General features: G+C 41.5%; 19 protein-coding genes and 1 riboswitch. Of the genes, 4 read left to right on the top strand and 15 right to left on the bottom strand.

The genetic code is table 11. From position 1 onward, the window contains the following. Positions 1–56: 56 nt before the first annotated feature. A complete protein-coding gene (locus LQ188_RS09285) occupies positions 57–494 on the top strand; it encodes a GNAT family N-acetyltransferase (RefSeq protein WP_230176672.1) in 438 nt (145 codons plus the stop codon). A gap of 60 nt (positions 495–554) precedes the next feature. On the opposite strand, the gene LQ188_RS09280 is transcribed toward LQ188_RS09285, so the two are convergent. After that, positions 555–839: an AbrB/MazE/SpoVT family DNA-binding domain-containing protein gene (locus tag LQ188_RS09280; protein ID WP_053536026.1), complete on the bottom strand. Its 285-nt coding sequence runs from the start codon at positions 837–839 to the stop codon at positions 555–557. A 486-nt stretch (positions 840–1,325) separates the two neighbouring features. On the opposite strand from LQ188_RS09280, the gene LQ188_RS09275 reads away from it, so the two are divergent. From LQ188_RS09275 to LQ188_RS09265, 3 genes are all read left to right on the top strand, one after another. Continuing rightward, the gene (locus LQ188_RS09275) at positions 1,326–2,297 is read left to right on the top strand and encodes a multidrug resistance efflux transporter family protein (RefSeq protein WP_101223076.1); all 972 of its coding nucleotides are present in this window, start codon (positions 1,326–1,328) and stop codon (positions 2,295–2,297) included. A 286-nt stretch (positions 2,298–2,583) separates the two neighbouring features. Beyond that, a riboswitch (guanidine-I (ykkC/yxkD leader) is annotated at positions 2,584–2,684 on the top strand. 72 nt (positions 2,685–2,756) lie between these two features. Continuing rightward, positions 2,757–3,098, top strand: a complete 342-nt coding sequence (locus LQ188_RS09270; protein WP_063232562.1) for a multidrug efflux SMR transporter — start codon at positions 2,757–2,759, stop codon at positions 3,096–3,098. Continuing rightward, positions 3,098–3,412, top strand: a complete 315-nt coding sequence (locus LQ188_RS09265) for a multidrug efflux SMR transporter (protein WP_034309447.1) — start codon at positions 3,098–3,100, stop codon at positions 3,410–3,412. The genes LQ188_RS09270 and LQ188_RS09265 overlap by 1 nt, the downstream gene beginning before the upstream one ends. Positions 3,413–3,581: 169 nt before the next feature. On the opposite strand, the gene LQ188_RS09260 is transcribed toward LQ188_RS09265, so the two are convergent. The 14 genes from LQ188_RS09260 to LQ188_RS09195 all read right to left on the bottom strand — a co-directional run bounded on the left by LQ188_RS09260 (position 3,582) and on the right by LQ188_RS09195 (position 19,292). Continuing rightward, positions 3,582–4,373: a DUF817 domain-containing protein gene (locus tag LQ188_RS09260; protein WP_230176846.1), complete on the bottom strand. Its 792-nt coding sequence runs from the start codon at positions 4,371–4,373 to the stop codon at positions 3,582–3,584. Positions 4,374–4,431: 58 nt separating this feature from the next. After that, positions 4,432–4,653 (bottom strand): helix-turn-helix transcriptional regulator, encoded by a 222-nt coding sequence (locus tag LQ188_RS09255; protein ID WP_101223077.1) that lies wholly within the window; start codon positions 4,651–4,653, stop codon positions 4,432–4,434. Between the two features lie 10 nt (positions 4,654–4,663). Continuing rightward, positions 4,664–5,146, bottom strand: coding sequence for a DUF2975 domain-containing protein (locus LQ188_RS09250; protein ID WP_230176671.1), 483 nt, complete (start codon positions 5,144–5,146; stop codon positions 4,664–4,666). 208 nt (positions 5,147–5,354) lie between these two features. Further along, positions 5,355–8,564: an SNF2 helicase associated domain-containing protein gene (locus LQ188_RS09245; protein ID WP_230176670.1), complete on the bottom strand. Its 3,210-nt coding sequence runs from the start codon at positions 8,562–8,564 to the stop codon at positions 5,355–5,357. A gap of 168 nt (positions 8,565–8,732) precedes the next feature. After that, positions 8,733–8,963, bottom strand: a complete 231-nt coding sequence (locus LQ188_RS09240; RefSeq protein WP_101223080.1) for a hypothetical protein — start codon at positions 8,961–8,963, stop codon at positions 8,733–8,735. A 19-nt stretch (positions 8,964–8,982) separates the two neighbouring features. Next, positions 8,983–10,101 carry a GerAB/ArcD/ProY family transporter gene (locus LQ188_RS09235; protein ID WP_230176669.1) on the bottom strand — a complete coding sequence of 373 codons (1,119 nt, stop codon included), beginning with the start codon at positions 10,099–10,101 and terminating at the stop codon, positions 8,983–8,985. 21 nt (positions 10,102–10,122) lie between these two features. Further along, positions 10,123–11,349 (bottom strand): Ger(x)C family spore germination protein, encoded by a 1,227-nt coding sequence (locus LQ188_RS09230; protein WP_230176668.1) that lies wholly within the window; start codon positions 11,347–11,349, stop codon positions 10,123–10,125. Next, positions 11,339–12,976, bottom strand: coding sequence for a spore germination protein (locus LQ188_RS09225; RefSeq protein ID WP_230176667.1), 1,638 nt, complete (start codon positions 12,974–12,976; stop codon positions 11,339–11,341). The genes LQ188_RS09230 and LQ188_RS09225 overlap by 11 nt, the downstream gene beginning before the upstream one ends. Before the next feature lie 178 nt (positions 12,977–13,154). After that, positions 13,155–13,766, bottom strand: a complete 612-nt coding sequence (locus tag LQ188_RS09220; protein ID WP_101223084.1) for a DedA family protein — start codon at positions 13,764–13,766, stop codon at positions 13,155–13,157. A gap of 83 nt (positions 13,767–13,849) precedes the next feature. Further along, a complete protein-coding gene (locus LQ188_RS09215) occupies positions 13,850–14,500 on the bottom strand; it encodes a phosphatase PAP2 family protein (RefSeq protein WP_230176666.1) in 651 nt (216 codons plus the stop codon). A gap of 289 nt (positions 14,501–14,789) precedes the next feature. Then, positions 14,790–16,025 carry a cytochrome P450 gene (locus LQ188_RS09210; RefSeq protein WP_101223501.1) on the bottom strand — a complete coding sequence of 412 codons (1,236 nt, stop codon included), beginning with the start codon at positions 16,023–16,025 and terminating at the stop codon, positions 14,790–14,792. A gap of 653 nt (positions 16,026–16,678) precedes the next feature. Further along, positions 16,679–16,858, bottom strand: coding sequence for a DUF4083 domain-containing protein (locus LQ188_RS09205; RefSeq protein ID WP_230176665.1), 180 nt, complete (start codon positions 16,856–16,858; stop codon positions 16,679–16,681). A 124-nt stretch (positions 16,859–16,982) separates the two neighbouring features. After that, the gene (locus tag LQ188_RS09200; RefSeq protein WP_101223087.1) at positions 16,983–17,654 is read right to left on the bottom strand and encodes a DUF975 family protein; all 672 of its coding nucleotides are present in this window, start codon (positions 17,652–17,654) and stop codon (positions 16,983–16,985) included. A gap of 462 nt (positions 17,655–18,116) precedes the next feature. Next, positions 18,117–19,292: a M20 family metallopeptidase gene (locus tag LQ188_RS09195; protein WP_230176664.1), complete on the bottom strand. Its 1,176-nt coding sequence runs from the start codon at positions 19,290–19,292 to the stop codon at positions 18,117–18,119. Positions 19,293–19,368 lie beyond the last annotated feature (76 nt).

The raw sequence follows: 19,368 nt of genomic DNA, 5'->3' as shown, positions 1-19,368 counted from the left end.
GGGAAGTATGATTAAATGGTAAATTTAGAGTATTCTAACAATTGGAGGGTCCATTTATGAGCATACAAAAGGCTACATTACATGAGCTGGAATCACTGACGGAACTTTTTGATTTATACAGAGTGTTTTATGAGCAAGCATCCGATCCTGGTCGTGCAAGCGAGTTTTTAAGGGAAAGGCTGACAAATGGGGAGTCTGTGGTTTTTATGGCGTTTGATGAAGGAAATCCAATTGGTTTTGTACAATTGTATCCTTCTTTTTCGTCTGTCAGTATGATGCGGTCATGGGTATTGAATGATTTATTCGTGAGGGAGTCCGCCCGCAAAAAGGGATTTGGCGAGGAGTTATTGAACGCGGCCATCAGTTTTGCACGGGAAACAGGTGCCAAAGGGGTTTCACTGGAGACAGGTAAGGATAATGTTAATGCACAGAAGCTTTATGAAAAAATTGGTTTCGTCCGTGAATCGAATCATTTTTATTATTTCACCATTTAATATAAAAAAAGTGTAGGGAAAACCTCCCTACACTTGGATGCTATTAATCTAGCATATTAATTATTTAGCAGTTTCCATGCTGGCTTGAATTTCTTTAATTAGAAGTTCGGCACCTTCAGGGCTAAGTATTAATTTACCGTCAGCAAGTTTCATATTGTCATCGGAAACTTCACCTGTAACCTGACAAGTCATGTTTGGTTTATATTTTTGAAGGATGATGCGCTCTTGTTCTACATAAATCTCCAGAGCGTCTTTCTCATTAATTCCTAATGTTCGGCGCAGTTCAATTGGAATGACTACCCGTCCTAATTCGTCAACTTTACGTACAATACCTGTAGATTTCATTTAATTTACCCCACTAACTTTCTTGCGAATGTTGCATTTATATATTTCGTCACCATTCGACATTATTTGCACTTCTATTAAGATACCACTACCTACCATATTCGTCAATTCTCGTATCTTCATATATTATCTGCCTCTATATGATTTTTATATAAAATATTAGTAATACCTTCATAACACGCGTCATGACAACGTTTCCCGCTTCTTTAGTTGGTATATATTGTTAAAATGAATATTAAAATGGAAACGCCTTCATTTAATTCCAACAAGCATTCTTTTTATGTCATGTCGAATCATGAAGAATGAATTTCACTAGCTTAAAAGAATCCTGTTGATTTTCTTTTGCTTTTGAAGGAAAATTTAAATTGATCGCTTATAATATTCCGAAAATTCATTCCGCTTTTAAAACAGTGGATTCAGAAAGCCGAAACGATTGCCATCCTTCCAGAGTCTTACTGACTCATAAAACAGATTGAGGTGAGTCAATTGCGTCCGATTATATTAGGTATTTGTTCTGCTTTCTTTTTTGCATTTACGTTTGTTTTGAATCAGGCCATGGAGTTGTCTGGCGGAAGTTGGATTTGGAGTGCTTCGCTGCGTTATTTCTTCATGGTGCCATTTCTGTTGTGTATCGTATTGAGCAGAAAAAACCTGCGTCCCCTTTTACAAGTGATGAGAGAAAAGCCAGGTCCTTGGCTGCTTTGGAGTTTTGTCGGATTTGGGTTATTTTATGCTCCTTTATGCTTTGCGTCCGCCTACTCACCTGGTTGGCTGATCGCCGGCACTTGGCAAATCACGATCATTTCGGGTGCGCTGCTTGCGCCGCTGTTTTTTGAAAGTGTCCAAACGAAAGATGGGATCGAAAGGCAAAGAGGAAGGGTTTCTGTGAAAGGCCTCCTCATGTCCATGATCATTCTGCTTGGGATCATCCTGATGCAACTGGAACATACTAAACACATTTCAATGGCCAATCTTTGGCTGGGAGTGATTCCAATCGTCATCGCTTCGTTTGCATACCCTTTGGGAAATCGCAAAATGATGGAAGTATCCGAAGGTCGTTTAGATGCTTACCAGCGTGTATTGGGAATGACTTTGGCGAGTTTGCCATTCTGGTTCCTGCTTTCATTGTACGGTTTCTTTACAGTAGGGGCGCCGACGAAGATGCAGAGTTTCCAATCCCTTTTGGTCGCACTATTTTCAGGTGTCATAGCCACAGTCCTTTTTTTCAAAGCGACCGATTTGGTAAGTGGAAATATGCAGAAATTAGCTTCAGTCGAAGCTACACAATCGATGGAGGTCCTTTTTGCCCTCGCCGGCGAATTACTATTCCTATCTTTACCCATCCCTTCTCCGTTATCGTGGTTCGGTATCTTTATCGTCATCATAGGAATGATCCTGCATAGCTATGTTTCACATAAAAAAGAAGGTTCATCCCGGAAACGGACAGTGAGTGCCTAAATTACAAGTCAAAAAAGCCCCGGATAAGATTTCGGGGCTTTTTTGACTTAAAAACAGAAACTGACTACGTTCTTTTTTTCCATTGACAGGTCATGATAAATTGATGATTTTTTAAAGTGGCAAACAGCTCACCTTCCATTTTTATCATTAAACTTTTCAGTCATCTCTGCTGCAAACGTTACGGGGCATTTGCTGATATTAGTCCAAATTGGGCATGACCTTGGCAAAAAAACTTTTACCTTGAGTAAGTTCAAAAAGTATGTATAATGAAAGGTAATTGCATATGTCAAAGGTTTTCTAGGGTTCCGCAGTGCGTCTTATTGCTGGTCTGGTCCGAGAGAAAACTCACAGCATGCTGTGTCACGGAAGGATAAAAGCCTGGGAGAAACTGTTTAACGGTTATCTCTTGGGCTTTTTTTGTTTTTTTTGGTAAAGAATAAAATTGGAGGTGCGGTATTCATGAGCACAAACTGGATTAAAGTATTTATTGCAGCTTTTTTTGAAGTATTTTGGGTAATTGGCTTAAAACATGCAGATGACTTTTGGACTTGGTCTGGAACGGTCATTTCGATCATCATCAGTTTTTACTTGATGATAATGGCTGGCAGGAAGCTTCCTGTCGGTACGGTATATGCCGTTTTTGTTGGTATGGGGACAGCCGGTACCGTTTTTTCAGAAATCATTTTCTTTGGAGAATCCTTCAAGCTGAGCAAAACGCTATTGATCCTCCTTTTATTATCAGGGGTGATTGGCTTGAAGCTAGTGACTGATGATAAGGCAGAGAAAGGGGATGAATCATAATGGCTTGGGTCTCTTTAATCTTAGCGGGGCTATTTGAAATGTTTGGGGTTGCGATGATAAATAAATTGCACAAAGACCGTAATTGGCAATCCTTGCTGCTGTTATTCATCGGATTTGGAGCAAGTTTCCTTTTTCTTGCTTATGCCATGAAAACCTTGCCGATGGGGACGGCTTATGCTATCTGGACAGGAATCGGCGCATCAGGCGGAGCGATAATCGGGATGCTATTATATGGGGAATCCAAAGATTGGCGAAGAGTCGTTTTTATAGCCATGGTCCTTGGCGCAGCAGTGGGATTAAAACTTGTTTCATAAGAATGAGTGAAGGTGATTTTACTTTTGACTATAGAAATTCGGAATATGACACCGCATTACCATTATGTTATCTAGTATATAAAAGCATAGAAAAACAAAGACGACACAATTTTGATATATCGAATTAATGTGTCGTCTTTACTTATTTATTTTCTTGTGTGAAGTCATTTTATAAAAAATGATTAGCATCCATCTTAGTGGAATCTTTCCCTTTAACCTGCTTTAGCGTGGCTACTATAAGAAAGCTAACAATTACTAATAAGAGCCATGAGCTTACCTTTCCTAGATGAACAAGACTCCATGCATCGGTTTGGTTTGGATATTCCCATGCCCCAAAGAACGTTGCGATATTTTCGGCTATCCATATAAAAAATCCGATGAGCACAAAAGAAAGCGCGATTGGCATACGATATCGAGCTCCACCAACCTCGTATGTGACCCATGACCGCCAAAAGACGATGATGACAAGTCCAGATAACCACCAACGAACATCAATCCAATAATGGTGGGTGAAAAAATTCAAATAAATCGCAGCTGCAAGAGATACAACGACAAAAAACGGCGGCCACTTGAACAGTTCAACCTTTAACCTCCTCCACGCCTGGCAAAGATAACTCGCTACACTTGCGTACATGAATCCGCTATACAGAGGCACTCCAAAGATCTTAAAAATACCTTCCTCTGGATAAGTCCAGGAGCCCATATGTACCTTGAAAAGTTCAAGAGCAAGTCCAATAAGGTGGAACAATGTGATAACCTTTAGTTCATCCCGTGTTTCAAGCCCGGAACGCACCATCCACCACTGCATCAGAAGGCAGATGATGAGCAGCCAGTCATACCGCGGCAGGAAGGGAAGCGGAATGAATTTTGTAATAGCCAAAGAAGCAAAAATAACGGCAGGAAACAAACATGACAGGGCCTGCTCCCAACCAAACCGAAAGAGTTGTTTTAGTGCTCGCATGATTGGTGTCTCCATTTTTTTAATGGTTAAAAAATTCATGTTTTACTCCCCTTTACCATTATCCTTGGGTGTCTTCATCATTACGGTATTCTAAAATATCTCCGGGTTGACATTCTAACGCCTTGCAAATCGCCTCTAAAGTTGATAATCGAATCGCTTTTGCCTTGCCATTTTTCAATATGGAAAGGTTAGCCATCGTTATTCCAACCCTCTCAGAAAGTTCTGTAACACTCATTTTCCTTTTAGCAAGCATTACATCAATATTGATTATAATTGCCATTTTATTCACCTCAGACTATTAAGTCATTTTCTGATTTTATATCGATGGCCTCTTGCAAAAGCCTTTGAAGAACAGCAGCAAAGACTGCAATCACCATTGAAGCAAAAATGATGACCAATCCGATTACTATGATGCCTGGGGCGTCGTCCATCTCCGCAATGAGATAAAAGAGCGGCATTCCTACCACATACAAGCTGCTGATTGTGATTGCACAATTTTTTATTGTCTTTAAAGCTCTTACAGATAATTCCGAGAAAGCTTTGTTCTTGTCAATATAGCTTAAAAGTTTAAAGGCTTGATATAGAGCGAAGTAAAAAGGTATCGCCGATGCATACAAATCGATTAAAACGAGATATTTCAAATAAGTCATATCCGGATATAATTCTGCTGCAAAATTCGCAATCTCAGGCACCACAAAGATGCACAAAGCAAGAATCGGCATTCCAATAAGAATAACGGCTATCTTCAAAAAGATCGTTGACACTTGTTTCATAAAAAGCACCTCATTTATTTTTTATCAATTTGAATTTAACACAAATTTTATCGTTTTACAATAAAACATTGTTGTTTTTTATTATATTATTATTGTTACCGTAATATCCTTTTCTTTTAAAAATAAAAGAAGCACTCCTCCATTTACAAAGGAATGCTCCATAATTGAACTATTCGATTCATTAATAAGATTACCTTCAGCTGTTCCCTTATATCGTCAAGATTTCCCTGATATCCTCTTCTGTAAGTGCAGACGACGATTTGTCTCCAGGGTCGATGATTTCTTCAATAAGGTGTCTCTTTTTCTCTTGAAGTTCATTCATTTTTTCTTCGATTGTGCCACGGGCAATAAGTTTGATGACTTGAACAGCATTCTTCTGTCCCATTCGATGGGCACGGTCCGCGGCTTGTTCTTCAACTGCCGGATTCCACCAAAGGTCATATAGAATGACTGTATCGGCACCTGTCAGGTTGAGACCCGTCCCCCCCGCTTTCAATGAAATGAGGAATATATCCCGCTCTCCTGCATTAAATCGATTGCAGATTTCCACACGTTCCTTTGATGGGGTTTTTCCATCCAGGTAGAAAAAAGGTTGTCCCTTCATGGCCAAATCCCTGCCGATAATTTGAAGCATTTTTGTAAATTGCGAGAAAATCAGCACCCGTCTTCCAGAATGCTTCGATTCTTCGACAATTTGCATCAGTTGCTCATATTTAGCTGAACTGCCTTTATATCCGTCCACAAACAAGGCGGGGTGACAGCATATTTGCCTAAGCCGGGTCAAGCCAGCGAGGATCCTGATCCGATTTTTCCGGAGGGTGTCCTTATCCAGGTGTTTCAGCGTATCATGCCGCAGCTTCGCCAGATAGGCGCCGTACAGTTTCTTCTGATCAGGAAGCAGTTCCATCGATTCCAGCGACTCGATTTTTTCCGGAAGTTCACCTAGCACGTCCTCTTTCATTCTCCGCAGCAAAAATGGGCGTATCCTGCGGGAAATCTGCTTCCTTGAGAGATTGCTATACTCCTTTAACCCCATGAATAGTTCAGGGAATACGACGTGGAAAAGGGACCAGAGCTCTTCTAGTGAATTCTCGATAGGCGTACCAGTCAACGCGAAGCGATGTGCAGCATTTATCTTCTTGGCCGCTCGTGCCGTTTGTGTCACTGGGTTCTTAAAGGCCTGTGCCTCATCGAAAAACACCGTATGGAAGTCCTGCTTTTCAAATGATGCGATGTCTTTCCGGAGCAATGGATAAGAGGTGATCACTACATCCACATCCTTCGCTTCCTTAAGCAGCTTCGTCCTTTCAGTCTTGTCGCCATCAATGACGACGGCTTGTATCTCAGGAGCGAATTTAGTGAATTCGCTCAGCCAATTGTAGGTCAATGATGATGGGCAGACAATAAGCGCCGGAACCCTTTTCTCACGGATGTCAGGCAGCTCGGATAAAATGAACGCGATGCTTTGCAGTGTTTTTCCCAGTCCCATATCATCAGCAAGAATTCCGCCAAAACCGTATTGGGCAAGGATTTTCATCCATTTATAGCCGTTTTTTTGATACTCGCGCAAGATAGGGACCAGACTATTTGGCACCGTGAACTCCAAGGAGCCCGGATTCCCGATGTTATCCAAAAACTGACGGAATGACTCCTCCATTGTGAATGTTTGGCTGTCATTCACGGAATCAAGGAGCTGAAGCCCTTTTACGATTGGCATGTTCAGCGTGCTCTCCAGGTCTTCATCCTGTACAGGAAGTGCATTCAGAAAACGATTGATTTCCTCGTATTCCCTTGTTTCAAGGGAAAGCAGCGATCCATTCCTTAAACGATAGTACTTCCTCTTTTCTTCAAGCGCTGCTAAGACCTCACGAATTTGTTTATCCGGGATATCATCCATTTCAAATTTGAATTCGAGCCAATTAGTACGTTCTTTTTTAATATTAACCCTTATGCGCGGTGCAGCATTTCCACGGGAAATCCGGTTTCTTACTGCCGTCGTGGCATAGATTTGTACCAGCTTTTGGAGTTTCGGAACGATGTGGTACAAAAACTCATACTCCAACTCTTCATTATGCAAGAAATAGCCGCCGTCCGTCTTGGCAAACTGGCTATCCTCCATCAGCTTCAGTATCTCCGACTCCTTCTCAACATCCCTTATAACCTTTGACTCCTGCTTTTCCAAAGGGTTGATCACGATATTTTCATAGTGAAATTCCAGCCCCGCAAGCAGCCTGTTTTTTACTCGATCCAAGTATAGCTTTGCAATCAGCGGTGTCTTCAAAAACAATTCGGTGATGGTTCTTGCTATATGAACTTCACCGAGTTTTTTCAAACCTGGTACCACTTTGTCCAGGAATAGTTCCAGCTGGTCATGATGGATTGGAATTTGATCCATCCCCGAATCCTCCATCATTTGCTTCAACTCTGAAAGGCGTTGGAAATCCCCATCTTCAAGCTGAACCAATTTCCCTTCAAATAGAACCAATGTGTATTCATTCATGACGATCATTTCGTGCAGCCTTTTAATATTCAGTTGATATCCTTTGACCTCGCTTTCGGTAAATTCAAACTGTAAAGGAAGCGGTCCATTCGATAAACGAAAGCCATTGAATGTAAGGCTACCATAGGCAAGCTTCACCATTGGCGCTACTTCAAGGATGGGTACAAGCCTTCGAAAAGAAGATGGAGACAAAAGTAATAAATGATTATCCAATGTATATTCAGATTTATCCATCAGGGCGTCAACATAGACTTTTTCATCCGATATCACCGTAATGAGTTCCTGAAGCACGGAATCATTTTCATTCTGAAAACAATGCAATATCGGGTCATATATAAATGAATGGGACACTTCGGCAGATTTTCCGTCTTTAACTCGCTTCAGGAAATCCCGAATATTCGACACATTGTAAGCACCGATTTTCATTTCCAGTCCTAACATATATTGGTCCGTGCCCATCCATACTGGTTTGCACGTAAACTCTGCTTCAAGCACCTTTCTATTTTCAAAGTGGCGCTGATGGCCGCTTTTGCGGACAGGCTGATTATCGAAAAGGGTCAGCAAGCCCTCTGACAACTGCTTATTGGCTGAAGCATTAGAAACGGTTGAATGCAGGCCCTCAGGGATCGTTCCACCTTGCTGATGGTCGTAAACCGACAGCAGGACGGCTGCAATATGCTGACAATCCCGATGGAAGGAAGTTAGCGTAGGACAGCTGCATTTCGTCTGAAATCCGCCGACAGCATCCGCTTCAATCGTGACATGGAAGTCTTCCTTGCCTTTAACCGTTGCTTCACAACCATCTTGACGGTAGCTTTCAAATTTCACTTTATTGGCACGCTGAAAAGCTTCCCCTCTTTTGAAGGAGACGGCCCCGCACATATCTTTTATGATTTTTTGATTCAATTTGATATCCAAGTTGCCGTCCTCCTCCCGGGGTTTTGTTGTTGAATGATTTTACATTCCGCTGAAAATATCTCATTTAATCATCATACTATGAAATGCGTTTGCAGGGTTGAAAAAAGCAAAAAGACAAACTCCCAAATTCGGAGTTCATCTCTATTTCAGCAAGGCGAATTTGCACCATCATTGTTGTCCTTTGGCGTTGCCTTTCTTTTTTTTTCGATAAAAAAAGCTGAACACAAGGAATGCAAAAAGAATGAAAAAAAGGATAAGTTCAGCGGGGTCCTTCACCAAAAATGGGTTAAAGGCATGCTTGATTGAATTATCCAAATCAAATCCCAATAGAATATCCATACCTAAAGATATGACCACTAAAGGGATTAGAAGCAAAAGCGTAATACCGAAGAATTTCATTTTTGATCAACTCCGCCTTTCAGGAACTTTTTTTGGTGCTTGTCTTCCTTTTTTTTCGATTCTTAAAAAAGGCTATGATCAAGAGAAGCAACGGAATGATCACCTGAAATGGCAGATGGATGTAATTTGGTACGGCATCTAGCCCTTCATGCATATGTTCCGTATAGCTGCTTGCTATTATTATGGAAATCAGTAAAATGACAAAGCCAACAGGGTATGCAAGTCTGGAGGGCTGTTTAACATTGAAAATATTCGCCGTACCCGTTACCGCCACATAAGTAAATACACTTATCTTGATGAACCCGCCAATCATCAACAAAAACAAAAAGTACACATCGAGACGTTCAAGAAAGCCCGCGACCTCTATGGACTGAATAAGGGTAAGAAGAGGGTATTGCGAACGTGTTGTAAGGTCCACCCCAAGTACAGCAATATTCACAGCCATTATTATCGCGAGAAAAATACCGCTTGTCGCCAAGCTCCATATCCCAATTTTTTTCAGTCGCTGAGGTTCATTTAAATAAGGGAAAATCATTAAAAACACTATGATCTCGCCAAATGGAAAGAATACGGTTTTAGTGAAACCCATTTTCACCATCTCTGTCCCGCTGATTTCAAAAATGGGTTTTAAGTTGTTTAAATGGATCATGCCTGAAGCAATAATCAGAAGCATGAAGGTCATTAAAAGTAAATTCTCCAAGACAAAGAATAGTTCCCCCGTCCTCGTCAATACTTCTATCCCTTTACGGACCGTATACACTACGACTAAAATGAATACAGCGTTCGCAACAAATAACGGAATACGAGGATAGGCAAAAGTAAGCAGCGTATCTCCGAAATCCCTCAGCACCCTTGCAGCAAGATAGATGAAATAAAGGATGTATAGAAAAGCTACGATCCTGCCTAGAAAATTCCCCAATATATTTCGTACAAATTCCGTTAACAACTGATCAGGGTAGTATTGAAAAAGGCCATAATAAATGAAAAATAATAAAAATCCGCCTATCATCGCGATAAGGATGACCAGCCAGGCAGCCTGCTTGGCTTCACCTGCAAGCCCAACCAAAAGTGCACTGCCCATTTCAAACAGGAAAATAAGGACGAACAGCTGGTAACCGCTGATATTTGCCTTTTCCATAAGGATGCCACTTCCTTTCCTTTATTGATCATCCTTTTTTAAATTCGAAAGATACGGTTTATTACGTAATCCGGTACGGCGAATGAAAGTTTCTACCTGCACATCAACTTCCAGTTTAGGAAAAGAATCATCGTCCCAATTTTTCTCCAACTTCTTCCATTCTTTCGGATGGGATTCGTGCATGAGCTCCCCAAAGCCAAAAATATCGGATTTATTTTTTTGTGCCCGAACGATCGCATCTTCCATCTCCTTCTTCAATTCTTTCGCTAACTTCTTTTCAATATCTATCAGAACATGCATATCGGTTAGATTTAAAGGAACATTCACCTCCCGGATATCTCCCTCTGCATGGACCTTTATCGATATTTTCGGTTTGCCGTTTACCAATTTTGCCCCGACGTTGGTTTTTTGGCGAATAACTGAATAGGTGATTGCGTCTTTTTTCCCCTCCCAATCAAGGTTTAAATGGGTATTTTCAATCCTATCCAATACCCACATTGATCCTATTGCCTTAGCGCCATCCAACCAGTCAATCAATTTGCCATCTTTAAAAACACCTATCCCTGCTGCATTAGGGTTTGCCTCAATATCCGAGGACATGGTATTCTCCATTTTATCCTCTTTACCTGTGTTTCCTTTCACGGTAAAACCGCTTATTATCGGTTCTTTTCCGGTACTAAGCAGATTCTTGATCACTTCTTGGAGATTGATGCTAATATTTTTCCCCTGGGTTTTTTCAGTGGTTTCAATCGTCCTAATGACTTTCTCAGCAGATACCTTATCGATTGCGGTTAACGTTTCGACAATATCCCTTGCTTTCACACCCCGGGCAATCACGATCCTCGTAGTTGCCCTGAATTCCGGGGAGCGCTCAAATGCGTCGAAAATATCGTTGAGGCCCTCTTCTTTTGCTAGTTCCTCACTGATGACAACCAAGTTGGCATGGGCAAAATACATATCTCGGGAGATTTTAGTTGAAGCGATATTATCTAGTTCAAGTATATTATTTCCAGCAGCCCTATAAATGGATATCGGTGGATTCGTTCCGCCTCCGCCCTGAAGAGCTCCCGCTACATTGCTTGGATTAATGATTTGGAACGTTCCCACTAACTTTCCTTCTTTATTTCTATCGAGTCCAACCGCCGAGACGATGGCCATTTCGTTTAACTCTGTTTTATCCCAGCAGCCTGTGGTGAATATGGTTGCAATCAACATCATCAAGAGCAGAACTAATCTTTTACGATTCATTGCCTTCACCTTTTTTCCCGTCAGAAGTTTTCATTCCACGCGATTCAGGAGGCAGTGGTCTTTGATTGTCGCCTTCCCTTATCAGATTATTTTCGTTGGTTAAAAATTTAGGCCTTTCCTTGAATGCCCACATAGGTCTTCTGAAGAATGTGTCGCCCAGCCCTTCAGGATTCAGAGGGGCGAGCGGTGTCATATAAGGAACTCCAAGTGAACGCAGGCTGCATAAATGGACGATGAGAATGATAAAGGCTAAAATCATCCCATAAAAACCTAATGTGCCGGCACAAATGATGAATCCGAACCGGACAATGCGGGCAGATATTGCTATGGCATAAGAAGGGGTTGCAAAACTGGCGATTGCCGTGATCGAGACGATGATGACCATTGCCGGAGATACGATACCAGCCTGGACGGCCGCCTGCCCGATGACCAATGCTCCGACAATGGACATCGTCGAACCAACGGCCTTTGGCATCCGAAGACTTGCTTCCCGTAATATTTCAAAGGTCATTTCCATAAGAAGCGCTTCAACGACGGCAGGCAAAGGAACCGTTTCCCTTTGGGCCGCTACAATGACCAGCAACTTCGTTGGAATCATTTCCTGATGAAAAGTCGTGGCTGCAACATAGACAGCCGGCCCGACTATCGAGATGATGAAAACGATGATCCGTAAAAAACGGGTGGCAGAAGCAATGTCAAAGCGATTATAGTAGTCTTCGACAGATTGAAAAAACTGTACGAATATTGCCGGGGCCACCAAGACGAAAGGCGTTCCATTAACGAATATCGCCACTCTTCCTTCCAGAAGATTTCCCGCAACCATATCCGGTCTTTCTGTATGGTTAAGGGTTGGGAATGGGGTCATGACCTGGTCTTCTATCAATTGTTCAATATATCCTGATTCAAGAATGCTATCGATGTTAATACGATTTAAGCGCTTCTTGACCTCCTCGACAATCCCTTCCTTGACAATTCCATTTATATACATGATGGAAACGTCCGTTTTTGTCACAGTGCCTATTTTCATCGACTCTATCCATAAATCCGGGGTATTGATGATGCGGCGTAACATGGCGATGTTCGTTCCATTCGATTCCGTAAACCCTTCCCTAGATCCCCGGACAGTCAAATGCGTGCTCGGTTCCTGAATCGAGCGCTTCTCTCCTCCTCTTGTACTGGCAACCAGGGCGATGTTTACTCCATCAACAAAAATGATGCTGTCCCCTGATAATAAAGTCAAAAATAGTTTTTCCCAGTCCGTGACCCTTTCCACGCCACCGAGGGAAACCACGTCCTCAGAGATAATTTCCAATGCTTCCAGTGGAAGTATGTTTTTTGATAGGTGAGGATTTTTCATGATTGATTCAATTAAAAAGTCCGTTACGCTAGGATTATCAATCAGACCCTGCACATACAAAATAGTTGTTTTTATCTCTGGATTTTGACCGATTTTCAACGTTCGGATAATGATGTCAGGACTTTTCCCCGTCTTTTTCTTCACGATTTCCAGATTGGCAGAAAGGGAACTTTCAATATAAATTGGCGTTTTGCTTTTGGATTGATTTTCATCTTCCTTCTTCTTTTCACGTTGCTTTACTTGTCTCTTTTGTTTGAAAAAAGAAGCCATATTCCGAACCTCATTCCTTTTTCGTTTCACTCATTTTGCCCAAAGCATTCCCCCTTTATTCTGAGTTCAGCCTACTTCCTTCCATAAGAAAAAGGCTGTCGCAATGACAGCCTTTGGCGGTTATTTTCCGTTATGTAATGAAGTGCCGATTGTAACGGCCCAATCAACTAAACTGAAATTATACTTTGCCTTTATTCCTTCTCAAAATCAAAACAACGAAAGTAATCAATAACAAAGCCAATATCGCATAAACGATGTTTGAATAAATGTCCATATATCCTACTATATCTTCCCACGAAGACCCAACAGCTGCCCCGATATTGACTAAGATGATGTTCCAAATTAATGTTCCGGATGTTGTGTAAAGCAGAAAAAGCCAAAAGCTCATATGGGACATGCCTGCAGGAATTGAGATCAAGCTTCTGATCAACGGAACCAGCCTGCAGAAAAACACGGTCCATGCCCCGTACTTGTCAAACCATGAATTCGCCTTATGGACGTCCGATACAGTTAACCGAAGAATATGGCCCCATCTTTCCACGAACCTTTCAATGACCTTAACATCAAGAAGTAAACCAATTCCATAAAGGACGACTGCCCCTGCCACTGACCCTATAGTCGCAGCAATCACGACGCCGATAATCGTCATATCCGCTTTTGTTGTCATGTAGCCGCCAAATGTAAGAATGACCTCTGACGGGATCGGCGGGAAAATATTTTCCAATGCTATTAATAGAAAGATTCCTATATACCCAAAATCGTTCATGAATTCCGTAATCCAGTTTTCCATTTAATACGCTCCTAACTTTCTTGAATCAACAGCTGACTTGTTACCCGCCGGCTGCTTATCTTGCAATAATCTTGCTCCCTTTATTAACGACCTTTGTTCTTCCGGCGGTCTTGATACCTTTGAAAAAACCAAATGGCAATTGCGATCCAACAACCACCCGCCAAATATCCGGCAATGATATCACTAGGATAATGGACCCCCAGGTATATACGGCTAATACCTATCGAGAGAATCATGATCATGCTGATCAGAATCAATAGAATCCTTGCCCACCTAGCCGTAATGTGACGCCATAGCAAAAATGTAAGAATACCGTATAAAGAAAATGCATTCATGGCATGTCCACTTGGGAAACTGTACCCCCCAATTTCGATGAGTCGATGTAAATCGGGCCGGACGCGTTGAAACAATAGCTTAACCATCAAATTGAGAAGAGGTGAACCAACCATGACTGCAGTGAATAAGACCAGTTCCAAACGATGCTTCAATACCCTATATAAGAAAAACAAAATGATCAAGGAAAGGATAATCAGGGAAAAGGTTGAACCTATGTAGGTAAAGAACTTCATGATGTCCGTGAGAAGTGGAGACTCCCATCCCTGCACCAAGGAAATCACATCTTCATCAAATTTCAGGTATTCATTTGCACTTATGGTAAATGCCATGAAACTGAACCCGATTAAAGAAAGTACACTTATTAAAAAGGCAATGGTTAATTGCTGCTTTAATTTCATAATAACATCCTTTCACTTATTTAAAACCGATTCATATGGAAATTTCCATTTTATCATATCTTCTTCATTGCATGGTGAGTGTAATCGCCCGCCAACCGAATTCAGGAATTTGCCTGGGCACAAAATTTACTACTTTATCATACTACTCCATTCGTCATTGTCACCTCAACTTCAGGTTACTATAAGATTTCCTGACGACTACAGGAACATCAATTCGATTTAACGGGTGCCATTCAACATGCAAAAGAAAAAAACCTTATGCAGGTTAGGGCACAAGGTTTTTCGTTTTTTAAATGCGGCTTGCCTTAAGCGGTAGTGATGTCAAAGTTTGCCCGGTCGCTGAATCGGTAAGATTCTCTTCTAACTGGAACGATGGCACCGCTTCAATATGCTTGAATTTCTTCAGGAATGCAGTAAGCGCAATCTTCGCTTCCAGCCTGGCTAGCGGCGCTCCCAGGCAGAAATGAGGGCCATTTCCGAAGGTGAGATGCTTCTTATTATTAGGACGGTGGATATTAAGGGTGAAGGGGTCTTCAAACATCTCTTCGTCCAAATTAGCTGCACTCATCCAAACAACCACGTTATCCCCTTCTTTCAATTCCACTCCCAATAGATCGTTATCTTCCTTTACGGTGCGATCCAATTTAATAAGATTGAATCGGAAACGAAGCATTTCTTCGACCGCCTGCGGAACTAAATCCAGGTTTTCATGTAACTCTTGATAAACTTCCTTGTCATCATATAGCAGGGAATAAAAGCTATTGGCCAGTAAATGACTAGTTGTCTCGACCCCTGCCCCTAAAATCAGCATGGTCGTCCGGACAACCTCATCATCCGTAAACATTTCCCCATCCACTTCTGACTTCAATAGATCTGAGATGATATCATCCGCCGGGTTCAATCGTTTTTGCACAACTATCGGATACAAATACTGATAGTATTCTTTTGCGGCCACTTGCTTCAATTTATCTACTTCTTCTTGTTTTTCTCTATCAAAAGGAAGAAATAAGGTATCCACCCATTTCTTAAACAATAAACGATCTTTCGACGGAACGCCCATCAAATCCGACATGACAATGATCGGAAGCGGACTCGCCAATGATTGCACAATATCGATTTCCGTTTCCTCATCCATTTGTCCAATCAACTCATCCGTAATTTCTTGAATGCGAGGTTCCCAGTTTTGAAGACTTCTAGGTGTAAATGCTGCGGCCAGCAGTGAACGGCGTTTTCTATGCTCAGGTGGATCCGCCTCAGTGATTTTGATTTTATCAGGCACGGAACCTTCCTCACTATCCGTTCCAACCGATATGGTAGTTCGTTTACGCACACTTGAAAAATGTTTATAATCACTGAGAACCCGCTTCACATCTTCATATTTAAAAACATTCCACGTATCCGTTCCTTCGTGATAACTCACCGGGTCATTTTCTAACATCCGTTTACACCAAGCGTACGGACTAAATTCCTCCGTCCGTGTTTTAAACCTAGTAATTTCTTTTACTGCAATAACTTCTTTCATGATACCGACTCCTCCCACTTCTTAAAAGTTACCTAACAAAAGGATCGAATGTTCAGCTTACCATCTCAGTCGATTTGTTAAAGGGTCGAGCATTCCTGATAGACTTTTTCACCGAATCCTTAAATACACATCTATTCCATTATAGGGTAAAATCCCGCAACAAACCATGCATCTTCCATACCAGCAGCCTTACATGAAATTTGCCCCACAATCCCAACACCCCTATGTGAAACTGCTTATTTTTTACATTTCCCTTTCTTTTTCTATTTTTTTATGTCTCTCAATTGAAGCTTAAAATCCAATCCTCATTTTCAAATTCGGTGAAAGTCCTTTCACTAAGTTATTTCAGTATAAATTATTTTTGTAATACCCGAGTTTGATTCGGAATGAATCCACTGCATGGAAAAACGGCTGCACAATGCAGCCGTCAGGTTAGTTAATCCCTCACTGGATTTAAGTGAATTTGTGACACTCCTGCCGAATAACTGGGATGGCCGAGACCCCACAGCCGGTTGCGGTGAGGAGGCTTTGGCAGGCAATCGGCGGAAAGGTAGCGGATTTCTGAAATCAAGCTGGAAATTTTTAAAAGAAAAAACTGCAGGCAGACTCGCTTTTCTTCGAGTTTGTCTACAGTCTGAACGGCTGCACTGTAGCCGTCAATTTTTGCCCCTTTTAATCAGTTCATGCAAATCATCCATCTTCTTTTCCATGATATCCAGTCTTGTTTTACGGTGCTTGATTGAACGGAAAAGAGATACGGTTCCCACGATGATCAGGATTAGAAATACAAGACAAAACAATTGGTATACCATATCCGCAATATTATACCCACTCACTATGTAATCCCCCTAAATGGCATTCTCAATATTCTATTATACACCAGGCAAAATGAACAATTTAACCTTTTTAAGGGGAATCGAGAATAAAAAAACCGATAGCCAGTTGCTATCGGTTGATCTTTTATACCTCTAATTGTTGATCGTCATCTTGTGGCACAATTAATTCATTATAAAATGCAGCCATTGTTGTTCCTGCATAAGGAATCAACCATAGTAAACCAATTCCCAGCGTGAACATGCTAAGGATGCCCCATCCGATGAAGCTTAGGTGCATAAGGAAATACTTCCATTTCAAGCCCTTCATCCTTTTTCTGCTTTCTGTAATGCTTTCAAGCACCGTGTATTCAGGATGATCCTTCAATAAGAAAAACACCTGCGAATAGGCGATGCCTTTGATGATACCCGGAATGATTAATAATAATGACCATAAAAAAATGAAAATACCTTGTAAGATGGATGCCCCAATAAGCTTGAAAGAGGTTTTTCCTTCTTTATAGATAGCAAATACTTCTGGAATATCAGGGTTTCCTTCCCTAACCAAATTCAGGTAGAACCAAGTGGTTGAAATGGTAAGCGGGATTAAGGCAATGGAAAAGACGAGACTGAAGATATCAGACCATATCGGTGTTTCTTCCTGCATGAGCCATTGTGAAAACCCACCGCTTCCTATCACTTCGACAATTAAAGGTAAAATGATGTTGATCAAGAACAGAAGCAACATCAGCGATACAGTTACTCCCCATTTACCTCCCAACGACTGAAGGGCGTTCCTTTTTAATTCTGAGATTCTCATACTCCTATTTAACTCCCCTTTTTTAAACAGCGGAATTCTGAATATTCACCATTTAATTGTAAAATCTGGTCGAATTAAGAAAAACCACTATTTTTTTGATGTTTAAATCCCATGTTGTATTTTAACATAATATTTCTAGCTGTGGGCTTAATTTCCTAGAAAGCACACACAGATAAAGAAAAGCTGTTGAATCGGTTTCGAGCAACCATGATCAACTCCTTTCTCGCCTTGGCTATTGGCTTGTAACAGTTTATGAAAGCGAATATGACAATATGCCATCAATCATTCAGTGCCATAAACCATTTAATTCCTTCCATTTGAAAAAACCTTCGCGTAACCATACCCAATTAAGTGTACGGTCAGCGAAGGTGCTTTCATAGATTTTGGATAATGTACTTTCTAGTTCCTTTTTCCTTCCCGGCAAGGATTTCTAATGTTCTCCAGTGATTTGCTCCTTGGATTCTATCCTAAAATCTTACGAACAGCATGGATAAAAATATTAACACCGTATTCCATGGCATCTTCGTCAAAAGTAAAACGCGGATGATGGTGGGGATAGGTTATTCCCTTTTCCTTATTCCCAGCTCCTATCAAGAAATAATTGCTAGGTGCCTTTTGTTGGAAAGCCGAAAAGTCCTCAGCTCCCATCGTCGGTTTTTGATGGTCGACAGCCTTTTCTCCATAAACTTCACGGACTGTTTCTTCCATGAGTTTGGTGACTTCATTGTCATTTATGACTGGTCGATATCCAGTTAAATAGTTAAATTCATACGAGGCACCATGTGCTTCCGTAATGCCTTTGATGACCCTTTCCATAAGAATTGGCATGGATTCACGGAATTTCAAATCAAAACTACGAACCGTCCCGCTAATCTCTACGGAGTTTGCAATGACATTGGCCGCTTCCCCTCCAACGAACTTTCCAATTGAGAGAACCAAGTTATCGAGCGGATCTGTATTGCGGGAAACGATATATTGAAGATTCGTAACGACCTGAGCTCCGATCGCGATGCTGTCAATTGTTTCATGAGGTGCAGAACCATGGCCTCCCTTACCATTAACGGTCAGAAAGAAACCATCCGGCGCAGCCATCATCGGTCCATATACGATGCCAACTTTCCCGACTTCAAAGGTGGACATGAGGTGGGCACCAATCACGATATCCACACCTTCCATAACGCCTGCATCGACCATTTCCTGCGCTCCTCCAGGAAAATACTCTTCGGCATGCTGAAAAAAGAAGCGGACTTCACCTTTCAGGCTATCTTTCATTCTGGAAAGGATTTTCGCCGTACCAAGAAGCATCGCCGTATGTCCATCATGACCGCAAGCATGCATGACACCTGGTGTTCGGGATTTAAAATCGAAAGAATTCTCTTCCTCAATCGGCAACGCATCCATATCTGCACGGATGCCCAAAGTTTTCCCGGGTTGGGAGCCAATCAAGCGGGCCATCACACTATATTTTGTCGGACGTGTAACTTCCAGGTTTCCAAATGACAACAGGGTTTCGTATACGAATTGCGATGTCTTCTCTTCTTGATAAGATAATTCCGGATGCTGGTGAAGATGACGCCGCCAAGCAATTACATCTTCCCTTACACTTTTTATTTCCGGATATAATTTCAAACTATGCATGACCATTTCCTCCTCAAATATGAACTATAAGAATCTCTCTATCTAGTAATCAGCAAGTTATGTGCCAATTTCCGGA

The organism is Peribacillus sp. Bi134 (genome assembly GCF_918698065.1).
GTDB lineage: Bacteria > Bacillota > Bacilli > Bacillales > DSM-1321 > Peribacillus.
Note: the sequence above shows the minus strand (reverse complement) of the source record. Positions and strands in the feature narration are given on the sequence as shown.